This is a genomic window from Cellulomonas sp. (assembly GCF_015234515.1).
Classification (GTDB): Bacteria; Actinomycetota; Actinomycetes; order Actinomycetales; family Cellulomonadaceae; genus Cellulomonas.
The window spans coordinates 1-21,149 of record NZ_JADGMY010000003.1; the positions used below are offsets into that span (position 1 = coordinate 1).

Annotated in this window: 14 protein-coding genes; 7 read left to right on the forward strand and 7 right to left on the reverse strand. The window is 74.6% G+C overall.

Features of this window, described 5'->3' with window-relative positions:
* Positions 1-112: 112 nt before the first annotated feature.
* Complete coding sequence (locus tag IR158_RS00665; protein WP_291808150.1) at positions 113-2,314, reverse strand: YhgE/Pip domain-containing protein; 2,202 nt, start codon at positions 2,312-2,314, stop codon at positions 113-115.
* Positions 2,315-2,334: 20 nt separating this feature from the next.
* Positions 2,335-5,094: an MMPL family transporter gene (locus IR158_RS00670; protein WP_291808153.1), complete on the reverse strand. Its 2,760-nt coding sequence runs from the start codon at positions 5,092-5,094 to the stop codon at positions 2,335-2,337.
* 141 nt (positions 5,095-5,235) lie between these two features.
* Here IR158_RS00670 and IR158_RS00675 point away from each other — a divergent pair, with 141 nt between their 5' ends.
* Positions 5,236-5,916, forward strand: a complete 681-nt coding sequence (locus IR158_RS00675) for a TetR/AcrR family transcriptional regulator (protein ID WP_291808155.1) — start codon at positions 5,236-5,238, stop codon at positions 5,914-5,916.
* A 38-nt stretch (positions 5,917-5,954) separates the two neighbouring features.
* Positions 5,955-6,695, forward strand: coding sequence for a cupin domain-containing protein (locus IR158_RS00680; RefSeq protein WP_291808158.1), 741 nt, complete (start codon positions 5,955-5,957; stop codon positions 6,693-6,695).
* A gap of 45 nt (positions 6,696-6,740) precedes the next feature.
* Here IR158_RS00680 and IR158_RS00685 read toward each other — a convergent pair whose 3' ends face one another.
* Complete coding sequence (locus tag IR158_RS00685) at positions 6,741-7,928, reverse strand: PrsW family intramembrane metalloprotease (protein ID WP_291808161.1); 1,188 nt, start codon at positions 7,926-7,928, stop codon at positions 6,741-6,743.
* A 109-nt stretch (positions 7,929-8,037) separates the two neighbouring features.
* Here IR158_RS00685 and IR158_RS00690 point away from each other — a divergent pair, with 109 nt between their 5' ends.
* Together IR158_RS00690 and IR158_RS00695 are read left to right on the forward strand one after the other, a co-directional pair.
* Entirely contained in the window at positions 8,038-8,655 is a 618-nt protein-coding gene (locus IR158_RS00690) for a sugar O-acetyltransferase (RefSeq protein ID WP_291808163.1), read from the forward strand.
* Between the two features lie 419 nt (positions 8,656-9,074).
* Positions 9,075-10,097: a LacI family DNA-binding transcriptional regulator gene (locus IR158_RS00695; RefSeq protein WP_291808166.1), complete on the forward strand. Its 1,023-nt coding sequence runs from the start codon at positions 9,075-9,077 to the stop codon at positions 10,095-10,097.
* Between the two features lie 5 nt (positions 10,098-10,102).
* Here the strand turns inward: IR158_RS00695 and IR158_RS00700 are convergent, their stop codons facing one another.
* From IR158_RS00700 to IR158_RS00710, 3 genes are read right to left on the reverse strand one after another with little or no spacing between them, the layout of a single operon-like run.
* Positions 10,103-11,878, reverse strand: a complete 1,776-nt coding sequence (locus IR158_RS00700; protein WP_291808168.1) for a bifunctional 3'-5' exonuclease/DNA polymerase — start codon at positions 11,876-11,878, stop codon at positions 10,103-10,105.
* A 33-nt stretch (positions 11,879-11,911) separates the two neighbouring features.
* Positions 11,912-12,310: a VOC family protein gene (locus IR158_RS00705; protein ID WP_291808170.1), complete on the reverse strand. Its 399-nt coding sequence runs from the start codon at positions 12,308-12,310 to the stop codon at positions 11,912-11,914.
* Between the two features lie 58 nt (positions 12,311-12,368).
* A complete protein-coding gene (locus IR158_RS00710; protein ID WP_291808172.1) occupies positions 12,369-12,695 on the reverse strand; it encodes a hypothetical protein in 327 nt (108 codons plus the stop codon).
* Between the two features lie 317 nt (positions 12,696-13,012).
* Here IR158_RS00710 and IR158_RS00715 point away from each other — a divergent pair, with 317 nt between their 5' ends.
* Together IR158_RS00715 and IR158_RS00720 are read left to right on the forward strand one after the other, a co-directional pair.
* Positions 13,013-15,310 carry a glycoside hydrolase family 3 N-terminal domain-containing protein gene (locus IR158_RS00715; protein ID WP_291808174.1) on the forward strand — a complete coding sequence of 766 codons (2,298 nt, stop codon included), beginning with the start codon at positions 13,013-13,015 and terminating at the stop codon, positions 15,308-15,310.
* A gap of 219 nt (positions 15,311-15,529) precedes the next feature.
* Positions 15,530-17,971, forward strand: coding sequence for a non-reducing end alpha-L-arabinofuranosidase family hydrolase (locus IR158_RS00720; protein ID WP_291808177.1), 2,442 nt, complete (start codon positions 15,530-15,532; stop codon positions 17,969-17,971).
* Between the two features lie 197 nt (positions 17,972-18,168).
* Here the strand turns inward: IR158_RS00720 and IR158_RS00725 are convergent, their stop codons facing one another.
* A complete protein-coding gene (locus tag IR158_RS00725; RefSeq protein ID WP_291808179.1) occupies positions 18,169-18,948 on the reverse strand; it encodes an ATP-binding cassette domain-containing protein in 780 nt (259 codons plus the stop codon).
* 233 nt (positions 18,949-19,181) lie between these two features.
* Between IR158_RS00725 and IR158_RS00730 the strand changes: the two genes are divergently transcribed.
* Positions 19,182-21,143, forward strand: coding sequence for a beta-galactosidase (locus IR158_RS00730; protein ID WP_291808181.1), 1,962 nt, complete (start codon positions 19,182-19,184; stop codon positions 21,141-21,143).
* Positions 21,144-21,149 lie beyond the last annotated feature (6 nt).

Here is a 21,149-nt window from a genome sequence, read left to right on the forward strand (position 1 = left end):
AGCGAGGACCACGTCCTCGCAGGCCAGGAGTCAACCGAATCCGGGGCAGTCCCATTGCACTCTCGCGCCCTTGGAGGGGACTGGATTGCACTCTCGCGGCCACCCTGGGGGGTCAGGCGTAGGCGGCTAGCGTGCGGGGGCCGACGGCCTGGCGGGCGCGGGCTGCTGCGCCGGTGGTCGCCAGGAGGCTCGCGACGGCCCACAGGACGAGCGCGACGACCGCGCCGAGCAGGGAGGCGGAGGACTCCTCGACGATGGCGCCGAACGCGTCAGCGGCCGGGGCCAGCGGGAGCCAGCCCACCAGCGAGCCGACCCACGTCGGGACCGTCACTGCGAGGCCGGCGACGAGGTACACGAACGCCGCGACGAGGCCGACGATGCGCCCGGCCGTGCCGAACCACGCGCCGACGGCCTGCTGGAACGCGGCCAGAGCCACCGCGGCGACCGCACCGACCGCTGCGAGCCCGAGCACCCGGCCCAGGCCCTGGTCGGTCAGACCGCCCGCGAGGGCCCCGACGGCCGCACCGGCGACCGCCGAGACGGCCGCAGGCACGGCGAGCGCCCCGGCCGCCTGCGCGAGCGCCGAGCGCGTGGAGCCGGCGACGCGCACCGGCAGCGGCCGGAACACGAGGAACAGCACCAGCGCACCGACCCACAGGGCCACGGCGACCAGCACCGAGACCTGACCCAGCGGCGCCGAGACCACCGAGGCGGGCGGGGCGACGGGAGCGGTCACGACCTGCGCGAGGTCGGCGCGCTGGTCCTCCGGGGTCGTGGGGAGCTGGTCGACCGCCTGGCCCAGACCGGTCCCCAGCTCGGCCGTGCCGTCGGCGAGCTGCACGGCACCGTCGTTCGTCTGCCGGATCCCGTCGGCGAGCTGGGTGGTGCCGTCGGCGAGCTGGGACGCGCCGCCGTCGAGCTGCGCGACACCCGCCGCGAGCTGCGACGACCCGCCCGCGAGCTGCGTGGCACCGCCGGCGAGGTCGGCGGCGCCGCTCGCGACGCCCGACGTGCCGGCCGCCAGCTGGTCCAGGCCGGTGGCGAGCTGACCGGCGCCACCGGCGAGCTCCTGAGCGCCCGTGCCGAGCCGGGCGGCACCGTCGGAGAGCTGCTGGAGGGTCGCGAGCAGACCCGGGTTCCCGGGTGTGCCGTCGCCGTCGACGGCCGTGGCGACACCCTGAGCGAGGCCGGCTGCGCCGGTCACGACGCTCCTCGGGTTCGTGGCGTCGAGCTGGGCCTGGAGTGCGGTGAGCTGACCGACCGCGATCGCACAGGTCGGCGTCGGCTGGCGGTCGGGCGGCACCGACGCGTCGCACGCGTTCGCGGCGACGAGATCCTGGGTCGTTCCCAGCAGACCGTCGACGAGCTGACGTGTCCCGTCGGCCACACCGTCGGCACCCGTCACCAGCCGGGGCAGGCCCCGCGCCGGGTCGCCGGCGCCCGCCGAGGCCTGCGCCAGCCCTGCGGCGAGCTCCCCGGTCCCGGCTGCCAGCTCCCCGGCACCCTGCGCCAGCTCACGCGCGCCGGCTGCGGACTGCCCCGCGCCACCCGCGAGCTGCTGCGCGCCGCCGGCCAGCGACCGTGCGCCCTGCGCGAGCTGGCTCGTCCCTGTCGCGAGGTCGTCCGACCCGCCGCGGAGCTCGCGCACACCGCCGGCGAGCTGCCCGGCACCGTCGGCGAGCCCGTCGGCGCCGGTCGCGAGCTGGCCCGTGCCGTCGGCGAGCTGCCCGGCGCCGTCGGCCAGCTGCGTGGCGCCGTCGGCGGCCTCGCCGAGCTGCTCGCTGAGCGTCGTGAACCCGACGAGCACGTTCTCGACGTACGTCGTGGTGAGCTGCTGGCCCAGCACCCGCGTGGCCGTCGTGGTGACCGTCGAGGCGAGGACCTGGTCGACGGCGGTGGCGCCCGGGGGTGAGGTGATGTCGATCGTCGCCTGCTCGACCTGGCCCGCGCCGGACGCGAACGACGTGGCGGCCGCCGAGAAGTTCTCCGGGATCGTGACGACGGCGGCGTACGTGCCGTCGGCGAGCCCGGCGGTGGCGTCGGCCTCGTCGGTGACGACCCAGTCGTAGTTCGCCTCGACCTCGGCCCCCTCGACGAGGGCCCCGGCGAGCTGCCGTCCGAGCGGCGTGTACTGCCCCTCGAGCGTGACGGGCTCGTCCAGGTTGACGACGGCGGCCTTGACGCGCGCGAGCCCGTCCGCGGGCGACCACGCGGCGGCGAGCAGCAGCACGACGAGCGCCAGCGGCGCCGCCAGGGCGACGACGACGGCGGGCCACCGCCGGACGGACGGGCGGGTCACCGAGGTGCGGGTCATCGGGGTTCCTTCCTGCGCGCTCACGCGAGGACGCCGGTCTGCGGCGCGAGGGTGGTCACGGGGGTGCCGGCGGGCAGCAGGTCGTCGGCGGGGGTGGTGCCGACGACGCCGAGCAGGAGCGTGGCGCCGGCCTCGGCGGCGCGGGCGATCGCCGCCGCGAGGTGCGCACGCTCGTGCGGGTCGGTGACGAGGTCGGTCCGGTCGACCGCGAGGACCGCCGGACGCTCGGCGACGGCCGCGTCGAGCGCGTCGACGCCCTCGGTGCGCAGGTCGACGTACCCGACCCGGCGGCGCACGGCCGCGGCCCGCACGGGCAGCAGGTACCCGTCGACCTTGAGGTCACCCCCGGCGGGCGTGTGGCGTCCGGCGACCGTCAGCAGCAGCGCGGCGACGCGGGCCGGCTCGTCGGCGTGCGCGACGAGCGCGTCGCCGCGGCGCACGGCGAGGTTGACGACGTCGGTGCCGTCGGCGGCAGCCAGGCGCAGGTCGCGCGCGGCCACCACGACGTCGGCGTCCGCGGGCCACCGCGCCATGCTCAGCTCGCGGTGCAGCGCCTCGCCCTCGACGTCGAACGACGGCAGGACGCGGTCCAGGCCGCGCGGCATCCACCAGGCGCGGTCGCCGAGGATCTGCATCACGGCGGGCACGAGCGTCATGCGCACGATGAACGCGTCGACCGCGACGCCCACGGCCAGCCCGAGGGCGATGGGCTTGATGTTGATGTCGCCCTCGGGGACGAAGGCGAAGAACACCGCGACCATGATGACCGCCGCGGCGGTGACGACCTTGGCCGAGCCGACGAACCCGGTGACGACCGACTGCCGCGCCTTGCCGGAGTGGACGTAGTCCTCCCGCATGCGCGACACGAGGAACACCTCGTAGTCCATGGCGAGGCCGAAGAGCACGCCCATGAGGACGATCGGCATGAACGAGATGATCGGCCCCTGCCGCGAGACGTGGAGCAGGTCGGCGGCGACGCCGTGCTCGAACACGCTGGTCACGACGCCGAACGCGGCCGCCACCGACAGCAGGTAGCCGAGCGTCGCCTTGAGCGGGACGGCGACCGAGCGGAACACCATCGTCAGCAGGACGAGCGAGAGACCGACGACGAACACCGCGAACGGCAGCAGGGCCGCGCCGAGCTTGGCCGACACGTCGATGCCGACGGCGGTGAAGCCCGTGACCGACAGGTCGAAGCCGTGCTCCTCGAGGATCTGAGGGCGCAGGTCGCGGATGGCCTGCACGAGCTCGGCGGTCTCGGGGTCCGTGGGGCCGGTCGTGGGGACGACCTGCACGATGCCGGTGTCGATCGACGCGTTCGGCGTCGACAGCGGCACGTCCTCGACGCCGGGCAGCGCCCGCAGCTCGTCCGCGACGTCCGCCATGAGCTGCAGCGGGTCCTCGCTCGTCACGATGCTGCCGGTGACGACGAGCGGGCCGTTGGCGCCGGGGCCGAAGTGCTCGGTGATCCGGTCGTACGTGATGCGCTGCGAGGAGTCGGTCGGCGAGACGCCGGCGTCGGGCAGCGCGAGGCGCAGGTCGAGCGCGGGGAAGGCCAGCGCCAGCAGCGCGCCGACCGTGAGGACGACCGTGACCCACGGGCGCGCCGTGGCGAGCCGGACCCAGCCGGCGAAGAAGCGGTTGTGGTGCGCGGGCAGGTCCCAGTCGTCGCCCGTGCGCTGCTCGGCCGGGGCGGACAGGGCAGCGGCGGCGGCCGGCGCGGTCGACGAGCGGCGCGCCCGCCGGGACGGCCGCGGGCGCAGCTTCTCCCCGGCGACGCCGAGCATCGCGGGCACGAGCGTGATGGAGACCAGCACCGCGACGCCGACCGACACGGCACCGGCCACACCCATGACCGTGAGGAACGGGATGCCGGCGACACCGAGGCCGACCAGCGCGATCATCACGGTGAGCCCGGCGAAGATGACGGCCGAGCCGGCGGTCGCGTTGGCGCGTGCGGCGGCCTCGTCCGGTGCCAGACCGGTCGCGAGCATCTCGCGGTGGCGCGACACGATGAACAGCGCGTAGTCGATGCCGACGGCCAGCCCGAGCATGAGCGAGAGCAGGGGTGTGGTGCTGGTGACCGACGTGAAGGCGGCGGCGACGAGCACGAGCAGGGTCGAGAGCCCCACGCCGAGCAGGGCGTTGAGCAGCGGCATGCCGGCGGCGGCGAACGAGCCGAGGGTCAGCAGCAGCACGATGAAGGCGACGACGACGCCGAGCGCCTCGGTCACGGTCAGCCCGGGGAACTCCTGGGAGTAGAGCTGGCCACCGATGGTCGCCTCGTAGCCGTCGGGCAGCGCCGCGTCGAGGTCGTCCGCGATGTCGCGCAGGCCGTCCTTGACGTCGGCGCCGATGGACACGCCCTCACCCTCGAGCGAGATCGTGACCAGGGCGGCCTCGCCGTCGTCGCTGACGGCGGAGGCGCCGGGGGTCTCGGTGTCGAACGGGGAGACGGCGGACGTGACGCTCTCGACCTGCGTGAACGCCTCGATCGCGTCGTCGACGGCGGCGACGACCTCGGCCTCGTCGACCTGGTGGCCGTCCTCGCCGACCACCAGCACCTGGGCGCTCGTGCCCGCCGCCTCGGGGAACGTCGCCGCGAGGTGGTCGAGCGCGGCCTGCGACTCGGTCCCGGGGATCGTCACCGAGTTGTCGAGCTTGCCGCCGAGCAGGCCGGCGAGTGCACCGACCAGGACGAGCAGCCCCAGCCAGGCTCCGATGACGGCGCGGCGGCGCGCGAACGCGGTGCGGCCGAGGCGGTAGAGCGCAGAGGACACAGGTGCTCCCGGAGGCGGTGTGGGGAGGACGGCGACGTCCGACGGTCGCGCGAGGCGCGGGTTCGATACACGACTGTATGCGATACAGGAATGTATCGACACCGGTAGGCTCCTGCCCGAGGGACGACGGAGGGCGGAGGCATGAGCGAGACCAGCACGACCGCGGGCGGCGACGTCGAGGCGACCGTCTCGCGCCGGCGCCGCCACACGCGCGAGCGCCTGCTCGACGCCGCGTTCGACCTGTTCGCCGACGAGGGCGTCGACGCCACCTCGATCGAGGCGGTCTGCGAGCACGCCGGCTTCACACGCGGGGCCTTCTACTCCAACTTCGACAGCAAGTACGCGCTCCTGCTCGACCTGGCGGCGCGCGAGCACCGCCGACGTCTGCGCGAGCTGCGCGACGCGCTCGCGGTCGCCCAGGCCGACTGCGCGCGGGGCTCGGCCGTCGACGTCGACGCGATGGCGCGGTTCCTCGAGATCCTGCTCGAGCGCATCTCCGACGACCGTCGCTGGCGCGTCATCAGCGCCGAGCTGACGCTGCTGGCCATGCGCCAGCCCGACATCGCGCGTCACCACCACGACCTCGACCGGCAGATGACCGACGAGGTCGCCGACGAGATCGAGCGACTCATGCCGACGCTCGGTCGACGCCTCGTCCTGCCCGCCCGGCAGGTGCTGCGCGTGCTGGCCGCGGGGTACCTGGCGGACCTCAACGCTGCCGACCTCTCGGGGGACCCGCAGCCCGCTGCGCGCGCCCGCGCGGAGGCCGCGACCTGGTTGCCGACGGTGGCGGAGCGCCTGACGCTCCCTGTCGGGCTGTAGGGCACGCCGGAGACGGGGGCGTCCGGCATGCTGGACGCATGACCAACCTGCCCGGCGGTGTCTCCGTCAGCCGTCAGCGGGTCTACGACTGGCTGGCGCCCGACGGGGTCGGGCGCGCGGGCAGCGGGACCCCCCACCTGCACCTCGCGTCGAGCCAGGCGTACGTCGTCCTGTCCGGCACGGGGGCCGTGCACACGCTCAGCCCCGACGGCGTCGCCGAGCACCCGCTGCGGCCCGGGGTGCTCGTCACCATCCAGCCGGGTGTCATCCACCGGGTGGTGAACGACGGCGACCTCGAGGTGCTCGTCGTCACGTCGAACGCCGGCCTGCCCGAGGCGGGGGACGTGGTCATGACGTTCCCCCCGTCGGCACTGACGGACATCGCGACGTACCGCGACGCCGCCGCGCTGCCCGTCGGTGGTGCGCACTCCGACGTGACCGACGAGCAGGTCGCGCACGCGGCCCGTGCCCGGCGCGACCTCGCGCTGCAGGGGTACGCCCAGCTGCTCCAGGCGGTCGAGCACAAGGGCCCGCGCGCCGCGCTGCACCCGTTCTTCGCAGCGGCCGTGCGGCTCGTACGGCCGTCCGTGCCGCGGTGGCAGGACCTGTGGGGACGCACGGCGTTCGCCGAGACCGACGCCACGGCGGCCGTCCTCGAGGGCCTCATGCGCGGTGCCGCGCCGCACCTGCAGGCCGGGCGCGCCGAGCGGGTGGAGGCCGACCCGGCGCCCCGCGGGTACGGCATGTCCGGCCGGACCCAGACGTGGACGCTGGGCTGAGGTGACGCGGGCCGGCGCCCGCGACCACGGGGGCCCGCGCCGCGGTCAGCGGCCGACGGCTGCCGCGAGGACCCGGTGCCGGTCCGCCGTGACCGCGGCGAGCAGGTCCCGCTCCGACTCGGCGTGCCGGTGCAGGTCGGTGCGGCCCGTCACGGCGAGCTGCCGGCGGAAGGCCAGGGTGGTCGCGTCGCGCTGGAACCGGCGCATCGCCTCGGCCGCCTCCTTGCCGCCGGTGCGCTCGGCCCAGCCGACGGCCGTGCTGCGGCGCGGCAGGGACGCCAGCATGTCGATCTCGTGCGGCGCGAACCAGCCGGCCCGGGCGTACTCGGTCAGCCGGTGGCGGATCACGGCGGACTCCTGGCGGCGCAGCCAGAACGCCAGCGCGACGACGCCGGCGAACAGCGGCACCTGCACGACGGCGAACACCATCAGGTAGGCCGGCCCGGCCACCAGGCTCATCGCGTTCCACAGCCCGTGCCCGGTCATCGCGGCCAGCAGCCCCACCGGGAACAGCCACCACGCGGCCGACCTGTGGCGCGAGCGCGCCGCCAGGCCCAGGGCCGCACCCGTGCACGCCGTGAACAGCAGGTGCGCGAACGGCGTCGCCAGGCCGCGCAGCACGAACGTCTCGGGGAGCGCTGCGCCGGCCTGGCCGAAGTACAGGACGTTCTCCGTGAACGCGAACCCCGCCGCGACGACCCCTGCGTACACGATCCCGTCGACCACGCCGTCGAAGTAGCGTCGCCGCGCGAGGAACAGGACGAGCACACCGGCACCCTTGGCGAGCTCCTCGATCACGGGGGCCGACACCACGGTGGCCGCGACCACGCCCGCGTCCAGGTCGCCCGTCGCCTGCGCGACGGTGTAGAGCGTGAGGTCGTTGACGACGAGCGAGACGAGCACCGCGACGCCCGCGCCCCACAGCAGCCCGAACAGCAGCGCACCGCGCGGCTCGGGCTCCCACCGGTCGAGCCAGCGCACGCCCAGGAGCACGACCGTCAGGGGCACCAGCGCGAGCATGATGCCGACGACGCCCATGCCCATGCCCACCTGCACGAGCATCAGCGCGACCGCGCCGAGCGCCGTGACCGCGAGGAGCGCCAGGGCCAGCACCGCCAGGACGTCCCGCGCGGTCCGCGGACGACGCGACGGCACCCACTGCGCCGGGACGCACTGCGCAGGGCTGGCAGGGCTGGCAGGGCCGGCGGGACGTGCGGGCTCGTGACTGCTCACGCGGTCACCCTAGGGGCGCGGTGGGACGCACGTCCCCCGAGTCCTGCCGTGCGGCGACCGTAGGGTGGCCGGGTCCCCGCCGGCAGGGTGGGGCGAGGCGAGGGGAAGCATGGACGAGCGCGAGGTCCGCCGCAGGATGCGGGCGCAGGAGCTGTACGACGACGAGGGGCCGGGACTCGAGGCGCTGGTCGCGGAGCGGCAGCGCGCCAAGGAGCTGACCTGGCGCTTCAACATGGCCAACCCCACGGACGTGCCGGCACGTCAGGCGCTCCTGCGTGAGCTGTTCGGCCGCATGGGCGAGCGCGTGTGGATCGAGGCGCCGCTGCAGGTCTCGTACGGCTACAACGTGACGTTCGGCGACGACGTGTTCGTCAACGTCGGCTTCACGCTGGTCGACGACATCGAGGTCACCATCGGCTCGCGCGTCATGATCGCGCCCAACGTGACGATCAGCGTCACGGGCCACCCCGTGCACCCGGAGCTGCGCTCGGGCATGGCGCAGTTCTCCGCGCCCGTCGTCGTCGAGGACGACGTGTGGCTCGGTGCGCACGTCGTGCTCCTGCCCGGCGTGACGGTCGGTGCCGGCTCGATCGTCGGTGCGGGCAGCGTCGTGACGAAGGACGTGCCGCCCGGGGTGGTCGTCGGCGGCGTGCCGGCGCGCGTGCTGCGGCCGATCACCGACGCGGACCGCGAGTTCGCGTACCGCGCGCCGGGCACGCTGGGCTGAGCCACCGGCGCAGCACCACGTCGCTCCGGTGACCGGGGGGGTGGACACCGGAGCGACGTGGTGCGGCACGTGCCGCGCGGGGCGGGACGCGGTCAGCCGCGCACTCGCGCCCTGCGCGTCCGTGCCAGGGCTCGCGCTCCCGCCGAGAGGAGCCCGATCCCGTGCAGCACGCCGGGGTCCGCACCCGCCGCGGCCAGGGGTCCTGCAACCACATCGGCGCCGTACGTCGGGCACAGCCTGGACGCGCTTCCAGGCGTGGCGTCGATGTTCCGGCGCGCCCCACGTCGTGTCAAGGAGAAGTCCCTGCTCATCGCCCTGACGAGTGAACGGTCCGGTCGTGCCGCCGGCCCGGGAGCGCGGCACGCGTCGGGTCGGCGGGTGGTAGCCTCGCGCCGATCATCACGCCGGCGGGGGGATCCATGACAGGGCGCACCGGACGGGCCCCCACCCTCGACGAGGTGGCGCGGCGCGCGGGCGTCTCGCGGTCCGCCGCCTCCCGCGCGATCAACAACGCGATCCACGTCAGCCCTGCCACGCGCCTCGCCGTCGAGCGGGCCGTCCGCGAGCTGGGGTACGTGCCCAACGTCATGGCGCAGGCGCTGGCGCGCCAGAAGGTCGGTGCCGTCGTCCTCGCCGCGTCCCACGACAACGCGGAGCTGTTCGGCGATCCCTTCTTCGGGCAGGTGATCGTGGGCGTGACGTCGGCGCTCGAGAGCACCGAGCTCGACCTCAAGCTGCTGCTGTGCCACTCCGAGCGCGGGCACGACCGGGTGCGGCGCATGCTGCGCCGTCCCCGCGCCGACGGCGTGATGGTCATGGCGCTGCGCGGCGACGACCCCCTGCAGCGCATGGTGCTGGAGTCCGGCCTGCCCGCGGTGTTCGGTGGACGACCGCTGCACGGCCGGCCCGACTGGTTCGTCGACGTCGACAACAGGGACGGTGGTCGCATCGCGGCCGAGCACCTCGTCCGGCTGGGACGACGCCGCGTCGCGACCATCGCCGGGCCCGCCGACTCCCACGCGGCGGTCGCCCGGCTCGGTGGCGTCGCCGACGCGCTGTCCGTCGCGGACCTCGACCACACGCTCGTCGAGCACGCCGACTTCACGCGCGACGGCGGGGCACGGGCCATGGAGCGTCTGCTGGAGCGCGACCCCACGATCGACGCCGTCGCGGCCGCGTCCGACAACATGGCGGCCGGTGCCCTCCAGACGCTGCAGCTGCACGGGCGGCGGGTGCCGCAGGACGTCGCCGTCGTCGGCTTCGACGACCTGCCGATCGCGCAGCTGGCGCACCCCGCGCTGACGACCGTCCAGCAGCCGATCCGCTCGCTCGGCTACGAGATGGCGCGGCTCCTGCTGGCCGTGGTCGACGGCGAGGCCCCCAGCCCGCTGCTCCTGCCCACGCGCCTCGTGGTCCGCGAGTCCGCCCCGGCCGTGGGCTGACCCGCTCAGGCGGCGTCCGCGTACGACTCCACGACCGCCAGGTCCAGCGCGAACTCCACGGGGGCCGACCCGAACAGCAGGGCCCCGGCCTCGTCCGCCGCGTCCCGCACGGCCTGCGCGACGGCGTCGGCGTCCTGCGCGGGGCAGTGGACCACGACCTCGTCGTGGAGGAAGAACACGAGGTGCGCGCGCCCGTCGCCGATGTCCCGCAGGCGGCGACGCAGGGACGCGAGCCAGCACAGCGCCCACTCGGCGGCCGTGCCCTGGACGACGAAGTTGCGGGTGAACCGGCCGCGGTCGCGGGCGCGGCGGCGGGCGTCGCGCACGTCGTCGGCGTCGGCGCCCTCGGCCCCGGCGGCGCCGAGGTGGTCGAGGAACGCGGCGCTCGCCGGCGGTGACGTCCGGCCGAGCCACGTCGAGACCGGCTCGCCGCGCTCACCCGCGCGTGCGGCCGCCTCCACGAGCGCGACCGCCTGCGGGTACGCGCGCGTCAGACGCGGCATGAGCATGCCCGCCGTCCCCGTGGTCGCGCCGTAGATCGCGCCGAGCAGCGCGTACTTGGCGTCCTTGCGGGTCGGGACGGTGCCCGCGTCGGCGATGCGCTGGTAGAGGTCGGAGCCGCGCGCGGCCTCGGCCATCGCGCGGTCCCCCGACATCGCGGCCAGCACGCGCGGCTCGAGCTGGGCGGCGTCGGCGACGACGAGCCGCCAGCCCTCGTCGGCGCGGGCGGCGGCGCGCAAGGACGTCGGCAGCTGCAGCGCACCGCCGCCGTCGGTCGCCCAGCGTCCGGTGACCACGCCCCCGACGACGTACGTGGGCCGGAACCGCCCGTCGCGCACCCACGCGTCGAGCCACGCCCAGCCGTTCGCGCTCAGCAGCCGCGACAGGCGCTTGTACTCGAGCAGCGGCTCGACGACCGGGTGGTCGAGCTCGCGGATCTCCCACTTGCTCGTCGACGCCAGGGAGAAGCCCTGCCGGCGCAGCGCCGCGAGCAGGTGCGGCTGGGAGTCGGGGTTGAGCCGCGGGTCGTTGAGCAGGTCGCGGATCGTGGCGACGAGGTCCTCCAGGCGCCGCGGGCGCCCGCCGCCGACGGGACGCGGGCCCACGAGGTCGGTGAGCAGCTCGTCGTGGCGCACGGGGTCCCACGGCAGGCCGTCGTGCTCCATCTCCGCCGCGAGCAGCGCCCCGCCGGACTCCGCCGCGAGCAGCAGGCGCAGGCGCCCCGGCTGCGTCGACCCCGCGACGGCGGCGAGCTGGTCGCGCAGCTCGCCGAGCAGGCCGTGGGCGTCGTCCGCGGCCTCGCCGGGACCGGCGGGCACTGACGGACCGACGGCGCGCGGCTCGGGGGCGACCCGGTCGCCCGGGTCCTCGTCGTCGAGCTCGCGCAGCGCGTCGAGCAGGTCGGGCTCGTGCGGGGGCGGTGCGTCGGGGGCGGGGGCGTCGAACGGTCCCGGCGGCGCCGCCTGCAGCCGCGACCCGGCAGCCGACGCCGCGTGCCGCAGGATCGTGTGGCACAGCCGCAGGTCGTGGCAGCGATCGACACGGACGCCCGCGGCGAGCAGCGGCGGGTACCAGCGGCGCGTGTCGTCCCACACCCAGCGCGGGTGCTCGGCGGCCTCGACCTGCGCGACGACGTCCGGGAGCGAGTCGACGGCGACGACCCGCGCCGCCGGTGCCCCGCCCCGCCCCGGCGGCGCGACCGGTGCTGCCTCCGCGTCGAGCGGCGTCAGCGTGACGCTGCGCCCCGAGGCGTCACGGGTCAGCAGGACGTAGGCGGGCACGGCTCATCCTCCCGCTCCGGGCGGGCGCCGGCGTCACTCGTCGCGGCTGGACAGGACGCAGAACTCGTTGCCCTCGGGGTCGGCCAGCACCGTCCAGGAGACGTCGGGTCCCTGACCGACGTCCGCGCGCGTCGCCCCGAGCTCGAGCAGCCGGGCGATCTCCGCCTCGCGGTCGTCCGAGGTGTGGGGTGCGAAGTCGAGGTGGAGCGCGCTCTTCGCCCTCTTGTCGTGGTCGACCGCGACGAAGCACAGCCCGGGAGGCACCCGGTGGAACGGGAGCGACGCGGCCAGCTCGCGTCCCCACGGTGGCAGGACGTCGGCCTCGTCGTCCTCGAGGGGGACGTAGTCCCAGCCCAGCGCGTCGGCCCACCAGCGGGCGAGGGCGTGCGGGTCGCGGGACTCGATGACGGTGGTGTACCAGCGCAGCGGCATCTCGGCTCCTCCTGACGGGTGCCGGCCACGCTACGCCCGGCCTCCGACACGCCGCGCGTCAGCGCAGGAGTGCCGTCCTGACGGCGTCGCCGGGCACCGCGAGCAGCGCGGTGCCGTCCTGGCCGTCGAGCGCCACCACGAGGTCCGCGGTGTCGGGATCGACGAGGACCTCGACCGCGTCGTCGCCGTGGACGACGCCGGGCGCGCGCAGCGCGTCCGCGAGGATCTCGCAGGGCCACATCCAGCGCGTCACCCCGGACTCCTGCAGGAAGTGCACGACGAGGTGCGCACCGTCGCGGTGCACCGTCGTCGCGACGGTCGCGGACGTGCGCACCAGCACGCAGTCCGCGGAGGTCAGCGCCGGTGTGGCACCCGTCTCGCCCATGTCGTCGTCCCTCCGTCTGGTCGGTCCCCCCGCGCCCGGGTCCGACGACCGGGCCGACCGCGGGCCAGCCGGGTCGGTCCGGACGCTATCGGCGCTCACTGACACAGGGGGGTGCAGACCGGGGTGAGATACCGGGGCGATCGGGTGACGTGTGGTGGCGGAACCGCCCGGGTGGCCCAGCGGCCGGTCCGCGCAAGCGCTTCGCCCCGCGGCCGCCGTCGCCGGTGCCCGCGGCCCGCGGTTACCGCGCGCCGGGTCACCTGCGTTAGCGTCGTGCGGCCGGTCGCAGCATCCGTAACGTCGTAGAGGACCCCGTGGTGGACACGCCCCCGTACCAGGACCCGTCGCTGCCGATCCCGGAGCGCGTCGCTGACCTGCTGAGCCGCATGACGCTGCCCGAGAAGGTCGGTCAGATGCTCCAGCTGGACGCGCAGCCGGGAGTGGAGGATCTCGTCCTCGACAAGCACGTGGGGTCGATCCTGCACGCCTCGCCGCAGCGCGTCCTCGAGGCGCTCGACGCGGTCGAGCGCACACGGTTGCGCATCCCGCTCCTCGTGGCCGACGACGCGATCCACGGGTACTCGTTCTGGCGCGGCGCCACGATCTTCCCGACCCAGCTCGGTGTCGCGGCGTCGTGGGACCCCGCCGCGGCCGAGGCGATGGCGCGCGTGACGGCCGTGGAGGTGTCGGCCACCGGGCTGCACTGGACGTTCTCACCGGTCGTCTGCATCACGCGCGACCTGCGCTGGGGGCGCGTGACCGAGACGTTCGGCGAGGACCCGTTCCTCATCGGCGAGCTCGCCTCGGCGATGGTCCGCGGCTACCAGGGCGACGGCCTGGACGACCCGACCGCGATCCTCGCGTGCGCCAAGCACTTCGCCGGCTACTCCGAGACGCAGGGCGGGCGCGACGCGTCCGAGGCGGACATCTCGCGGCGCAAGCTGCGCTCGTGGTTCCTGCCGCCGTTCGAGCGCGTCGCGCGCGAGGGCGCCCGCACGTTCATGATCGGCTACCAGTCCACCGACGGCGTGCCGATCGTCGTCAACAGGTGGCTCCTGCAGGACGTGCTGCGCGGGGAGTGGGGCTGGACCGGCACGCTCATCACCGACTGGGACAACGTCGGCCGGATGGTCTGGGAGCAGAAGATCGCCCCCGACCACGAGCACGCCGCGGCCAACGCCGTGAACGCGGGCAACGACATGGTCATGACGACGCCCGGGTTCTTCGAGGGTGCGCAGAAGGCCGTCGCCAACGACCTGGTCGACGAGTCGCAGCTCGACGCCGCGGTGGCGCGCATCCTGACGATCAAGTTCGAGCTGGGGCTCTTCGAGGACCCGCGCCGTCCCGACCCCGTCCGGCAGGCCGAGGTCATCGGCTCCGACGACCACCAGGACATCAACCTGCACGTCACGCGGCGCTCCCTGGTGCTGCTGCAGAACTCGGGGGTCCTGCCGCTGGGTGGGGGCCTGGAGTCGGGTCTCGACGGGCGGGCCACGGCGCCCGACGGGTCGGTGCCGCCGCCGGTGCGCATCGCGCTCGTGGGGCCCAACGCCGACGACGTCGACGCGCAGCTCGGCGACTGGGCCGGACGCTCCGGCCAGGTCGACTGGATGCGCGAGGAGGGCCACCCCCGCGAGATGACCGAGACGGTCCTCGACGGGCTGCGCGGCCTGCTGCCGCAGAGCTGGGAGCTCACGTACGCCAAGGGTGCCGAGATCGGCGCGCTCGGCCCGGACCCCGAGGGTGAGACGTACCCCGACGGCCAGCCGCGCATGCCGATCCTGCACCCGGCCGCCCCGGACCCGGTCCTCATCGCCGAGGCCGTCGCCGCCGCGCAGGCGGCCGACCACGTCGTCGCGGTCGTGGGCGACACGATCGGGCTGATGGGCGAGACGCGGTCGACCGCGACGCTCGAGCTCGTCGGCGGGCAGGTCGCGCTGCTCGACGCGCTCGCGGCGACGGGGACGCCGATGACCGTCGTCGTCATCGCCTCCAAGCCGCTGGTCCTGCCGGACTCGGCGCTGGCCGCCGACGCGATCGTGTGGGCCGCGAACCCGGGCATGCGCGGCGGGCGTGCGATCGCCGAGCTGCTGCTCGGGACGATCGAGCCGGCCGGGCGCCTGCCGCTGACGTTCGCGCGGCACGTCGGCCAGCAGCCGGTGTACTACAACGGCCTGCGGGGCCAGCACGGCAGCCGGTACGCGGACCTCACGCAGGACCCGCTGTTCGCGTTCGGTGAGGGCCTGTCGTACTCGACGGTCGAGTACTCCGACCTCACGGTGGCAGAGCCGGTCCTGGCGCGCGACGGCGTGGTGCGGGCCCAGGTCACCGTCACCAACACCGGCGCGCGGCCGTCGCACGAGGTCGTGCAGGTCTACGTCAGCGACCTCGTCACGTCCCTGACGTGGGCCGACAAGGAGCTCAAGGCGTACCGGCACGTCGACGTCGCGCCGGGGGAGTCCGTCGTCGTCGACCTCGAGCTGCCCGTCGCCGACTGCACGATCGTCGACGCCGAGGGCCGCCGCGTGGTCGAGCCCGGCGAGTTCGAGCTGCTGGTCGGCCGCTCGTCGCGCGACCGCGACCTGCTGCGGGCGGGGTTCACGGTCACGGGCTGACCCCGCCCCCGCGTGCTGCGGGCGTCGTCCCACGGGTGTGTCGCTAAACGATTCGCCGCGCCTCCGGGTCTTCGGAGATCCGCGTGATCATGGGATTGTGAACGTACACAACGGCCACCGGGACCCCTCGCTCCCTCCGGTCGCGCGCAGGACGACGGCGTCCTGCGCTCGCACGTCATCCGCCGCGCGGTCGGCGGATGCCAGCAGAGAGGGTGACGCATGCAGAACACATCGCGACGGCCCCGCAGGGTGCTCGTCGCCGCGACCTCGGTCGCCGCCTTGACGCTCACGGGTGTGCTCACGGCACTACCCGCCCAGGCGGCGGCGAGCACGCTCGGTGCGGCCGCCCAGCAGAGCGGGCGGTACTTCGGTGCGGCGATCGCCGCGGGCCGGATGAACGACGCGACCTACATGGGGATCGTCGACCGCGAGTTCGACTCGATCGTGGCCGAGAACGAGATGAAGATGGACGCCACGGAGCCGAACCAGAACCAGTTCAACTTCACCAACGGCGACCGGATCGCGAGCTACGCCCTCGGCAAGGGCAAGAAGCTGCGCGGGCACACGCTCGCCTGGCACGCCCAGCAGCCCCGCTGGATGGAAGGCATGTCCGGCGACACGCTGCGCAGGGCCCTGATCAACCACATCACGCAGGTCGCGGCCCACTACAAGGGCAAGATCCACAGCTGGGACGTCGTCAACGAGGCGTTCGCCGACGACGGCCGCGGCAGCCGGCGCGACTCCAACCTGCAGCGCACCGGCGACGACTGGATCGAGGCCGCGTTCCGCGCCGCCCGTGCCGCCGACCCGGGCGCCAAGCTCTGCTACAACGACTACAACACCGACGGCGTCAACGCGAAGTCGACCGGCGTCTACACCATGGTCCGGGACTTCAAGGCGCGTGGCGTGCCGATCGACTGCGTCGGGTTCCAGTCCCACCTGGGCACGGGCGTCCCGAGCGACTACCGGGCCAACCTGCAGCGCTTCGCCGACCTGGGCGTCGACGTGCAGATCACCGAGCTCGACATCGAGCAGGGCTCCAACCAGGCCAACGCCTACCGCCAGGTCGTCGAGGCGTGCCTCGCGGTGTCCCGGTGCACCGGCATCACGGTGTGGGGCGTCCGCGACACCGACTCGTGGCGCGGGGGTGCGAACCCGCTGCTGTTCGACGGCTCGGGCAACAAGAAGGCCGCCTACACGGCCGTCCTCGACGCGCTGAACGCGGCGACGCCGACGCCGACGCAGACCCCCACGCAGACCCCGACCCCCACGCAGACCCCCACCCCGACGCAGACGCCCACGCAGAACCCCGGCACGGGCGCCTGCTCGGTGGACTACCGGGTCACGGCGCAGTGGCCGGGCGGCTTCACGGCCGACGTCAGGATCACGAACCACGGTGCCGCCCTCAACGGGTGGACCCTCGCGTTCGCGTTCCCCGGCAACCAGAGCGTGCAGCAGGCGTGGAGCGGTGTCGCCACGCAGAACGGCAACCAGGTCTCGATCAGGAACGCCGACTACAACGCGTCCGTCCCCAGCGGCGGGACCGTGCAGCTCGGCTTCAACGGGGTGTTCTCCGGCAGCGCCAACCCGGTGCCCACGGCGTTCACGCTCAACGGTGCCGGCTGCAACGGTGCGGTGATCCCGACCCAGGGGCCCACGGCGACGTCCACCCCGAGCGTGACCCCGACCCCGTCGGTCACGCCCACGCCGACCGTCACGCCCACGCCGACGCCCACCCCCACGCCGCAGCCCACCTGCACCCTGCCGTCGTCGTACCGCTGGTCGGACTCCGGCGTCCTCGCGCAGCCGCGCTCCGGCTGGGTCTCGCTGAAGGACTTCACGGTCGCGCCGTACAACGGGCAGCAGCTCGTCTACGCCACGACGCACGACAACGGCACGTCGTGGGGCTCGATGAACTTCGGCCTCTTCACGAGCTACTCGCAGATGGGCTCGGTGAGCCAGAACGCGATGCCGTTCAGCGCGGTCGCGCCGTCGCTGTTCTACTTCGCACCCAAGAACGTGTGGGTGCTCGCGTACCAGTGGGGTGGCCCGGCGTTCTCCTACCGGACCTCGACCAACCCCACGGACGTGAACAGCTGGGGGCCGCACCAGAACCTGTTCACCGGCAGCATCTCCAACTCCGGCACGGGCCCGATCGACCAGGCGCTCATCGGTGACGACAGGAACATGTACCTGTTCTTCGCGGGCGACAACGGCAACATCTACCGGGCGTCGATGCCGATCGGGAACTTCCCCGGCAGCTTCGGGTCGACCTACCAGACGATCATGACCGACACCCAGGCCAACCTCTTCGAGGCCGTCCAGGTGTACCGGCTCCAGGGTCAGAACCGGTACCTCATGATCGTCGAGGCCATGGGCGCGCAGGGCCGGTACTTCCGGTCCTTCACGGCCACCAGCCTCGACGGCCAGTGGACCCCGCAGGCCGCGACCGAGTCGAACCCGTTCGCCGGCAAGGCCAACAGCGGCGCGACGTGGACCAACGACATCAGCCACGGCGAGCTGCTGCGCACCAGCGCGGACCAGACCATGACGGTCGACCCGTGCAACCTGCGGCTGCTGTACCAGGGCCGCAGCCCCAGCTCGGGTGGCGACTACGGTCGCCTGCCGTACCGCCCGGGTCTGCTGACGATGCAGCGGTAGCCACCACGACCGTCGGCGGGCCCAGACGCCCCGACCGACGCACGACGGGCCCGACCGTCGCCCCCGGGCGACGGTCGGGCCCGGCCCGGGATCTCGGACCCGGGCGGGCCGGGGGGCGCGAGGGGCCGCCCGGCCCTCCGCCGACCGCGCCGGTCACCTGGCCGGCGCGGTCCCCCCGCCGGCCTCGGAGCGGCGGCTCAGCGGCGCGGCTGCCCGCCGACCACGTCGGGCAGGGCCTCGACGAGCGCCTGGGTGTCCGGGTGGTGCGGGTCGCGCAGCACGTCGCGCAGGGGGCCGGACTCGACGATGGTGCCCTCGGCCAGGACCAGCACGTGGTCCGTCAGCCGCTCCAGGAGCCGCACGTCGTGCGACGCGACGAGCAGGCCGATGCCGTCGGCGCGCACGAGCGCGCGGATGTCGTCGGCGACCTCCTCGCGCATGGTCTGGTCGACGGCCGTCAGCGGCTCGTCGAGCAGGAGCAGGTCCGGCCGGGTGGCCAGCGCGCGGGCGATGGCGATGCGCTGCCGCTCGCCGCCGGACAGCGTGCCGACGCGGCGCGTGACGAACCGGATGGGCAGACCGACGACGGCCAGCGCGGCCTCGACGTCGTTGTCGGTGGTCCGGCCGGCCTTCCGGGCCTCCTTGAACGCGTCGAGGATCGTCTCCTCGACGGTGCGCTGGACGTCGACGCCGGCGATGCCGTTCTGGTGGACCGTGCGCAGACGCGCCTTGACGTCCTTGCGCTTGCGTCGGGGCGTCTTGGCGACGGGCACGCCGTCGAGCGTCACGTGCCCCTGGCCGGGCCGCATGCCCCCGCCGAGGATCTCCACCAGCGTGGACTTGCCGACACCCGAGCGGCCGAGCAGGCCCACGGCGTCGCCGGGGCGCAGCGTGAGGTCGACCCCCGCCAGCACGGGCGGGCCGCCGTACCCCGCCCAGACGTCGGTGGCCTGCAGGACTGCGCGGGTGCTGCTCATGCGTGGTGCTCGTCTCGTCTCGTCGTGGGCGTCGTGCGACACCGGTTGCTGGTCCCAACGTACGGCCAGGCCGGTCGGATCCCACGATCGGTCGTCGGATCCGCGGTGCGCGCCGGTGCTAGCGTTCGGGCAACCGTCCGAGACGCCGCAGGTGGCTCCCGGGGCCGCCGGCGACGACGCCGCTGCGGCCCTGTCCTCGCCCGCGCGCCGTCGCGCGCCCCAGGAGGACCGCCGTGCCCGCTGACGTCCGCATCCGCTACGGCGCCGACTACAACCCGGAGCAGTGGCCGCAGGACGTCTGGGACGAGGACGTGCGTCTCATGCGCGCCGCCCACGTCACGACCGCCACCGTCGGCGTGTTCTCGTGGTCGCGTCTCGAGCCTCGCCCCGGGGAGTACGAGTTCGGGTGGCTCGACGACGTGCTCGGGCGCCTGCACGCCGGCGGCGTCCGCGTCGTGCTCGCGACCGCGACCGCCTCACCGCCCGCCTGGTTCGCCGCGCGGTACCCGGACTCCCTGCCCGTGACGCAGGACGGCGTACGCCTGGCCTTCGGGTCGCGGCAGCAGTACTCGCCGTCGTCCCCGGACTACCGGCGGCACGCGCTCGCCCTGGTCGAGCAGGTCGCCTCGCGGTACGCCGACCACCCGGCGCTGGAGATGTGGCACGTCAACAACGAGTACGGCTGCCAGGTGTCGCGCTCGTACGACGCGCACAGCGCGACCGCCTTCCGCGCGTGGCTCGCGCGCCGCTACGGCGACGTCGAGGAGCTCAACCGTGCCTGGGGCACGGAGTTCTGGTCCCAGCGGTACGGCTCGTTCGACGAGGTCGGCGTGCCGTCGGCCGCACCGGCGACCCGCAACCCGACGCAGGTGATCGACTTCCGGCGCTTCAGCTCGGACGCCATGCTCGCCCTGCACCGGGCCGAGGTCGAGGTGATCCGCCGCCACAGCCCCGACGTGCCCGTCACGACCAACTTCATGGGCTTCTTCGAGGGTGCGGACTACTGGGCGTGGGCGCCGTTCGTCGACGTCGTCAGCGACGACGCGTACCCGGACCCCGTGGACCCCGCCGCGCACGTGCGTCTGGCCGCGCAGCGCGACCTCGTGCGCGGGCTCGGGGGCGGTCGGCCGTGGCTGCTGATGGAGCAGGCGACCGGTGCCGTGAACTGGCGTGCCCGCAACGCGCCGCGTCCCCGCGGGCAGCACCGGGCGCAGTCGCTGCAGGCGGTCGCGCGCGGCGCGGACGGGGTCCTGCACTTCCAGTGGCGGCAGTCGGCGTCGGGCGCCGAGCGGTTCCACTCGGCGATGGTGCCGCACGCCGGCCCGGGCTCGCGGGTGTTCCGGGACGTCGTCGCGCTGGGGGAGGAGCTGACGGGGCTGACGGACCTGGTCGGCACGCGCGTGACCGCGCACGTCGCGCTGGTCCTGGACTGGGACTCGTGGTGGGCGCTCGAGCAGGACGCGGTGCCCACGCGCGTCGAGTACGTCGAGCGGTTCCTCGACTGGTACGCGCCGTTCCTGCGGCGCGGGGTCACGGTCGACGTCGTGCCGGCCGGGGCCGACGTCGTCGGCTACGACCTCGTCGTCGCGCCCGCGCTGCACGTCGCGCGTCGTGCGCACCTGGCGGAGCTGGACGCGTACGTGCGCGGGGGCGGGCACCTGATCGTCACGTACGCGTCGGCCCTGGTCGACGAGGACCTGCGGGTCCACCTCGGGGGGTACCTCGGGCCGCTGCAGGGGACCCTCGGTGTCCGGGTCGAGGAGCTGGCGCCGACGGCCGGGCCGGGCGGCACGCCCGGACCTGCGCTGCGGCTCACCGGTGGGCTCGAGGGCACGGCGTCCCTGTGGCAGGACGTGCTGGTCGTGGACGACGCGGAGGTCGTCGCGACCTTCGCCGACGGGTACGCCGCGGGCGGTGCGGCCGTGACGCGGCGCGAGCACGGTGACGGGGTCGCCTGGTACGTCGCGACGCAGCCCGCGGCCGACGTCCTCGACGCCCTGGTCGACCGGGTGCTGGGCGAGGCCGACGTGGCGGCGTTGTTCGCGGCCCCCGTCGAGGGCGTCGAGGCCGTGCGGCGCGGCGACCGCCTCGTCGTCGTGAACCACACCGACGCCCCGGTGAGCGTCGACGTCGCGGGGACGCGCACGGACCTGGGCGCCCACGACGCGAGGGTGCTGCCCGCCGACCCGGCGTGAGCCCCC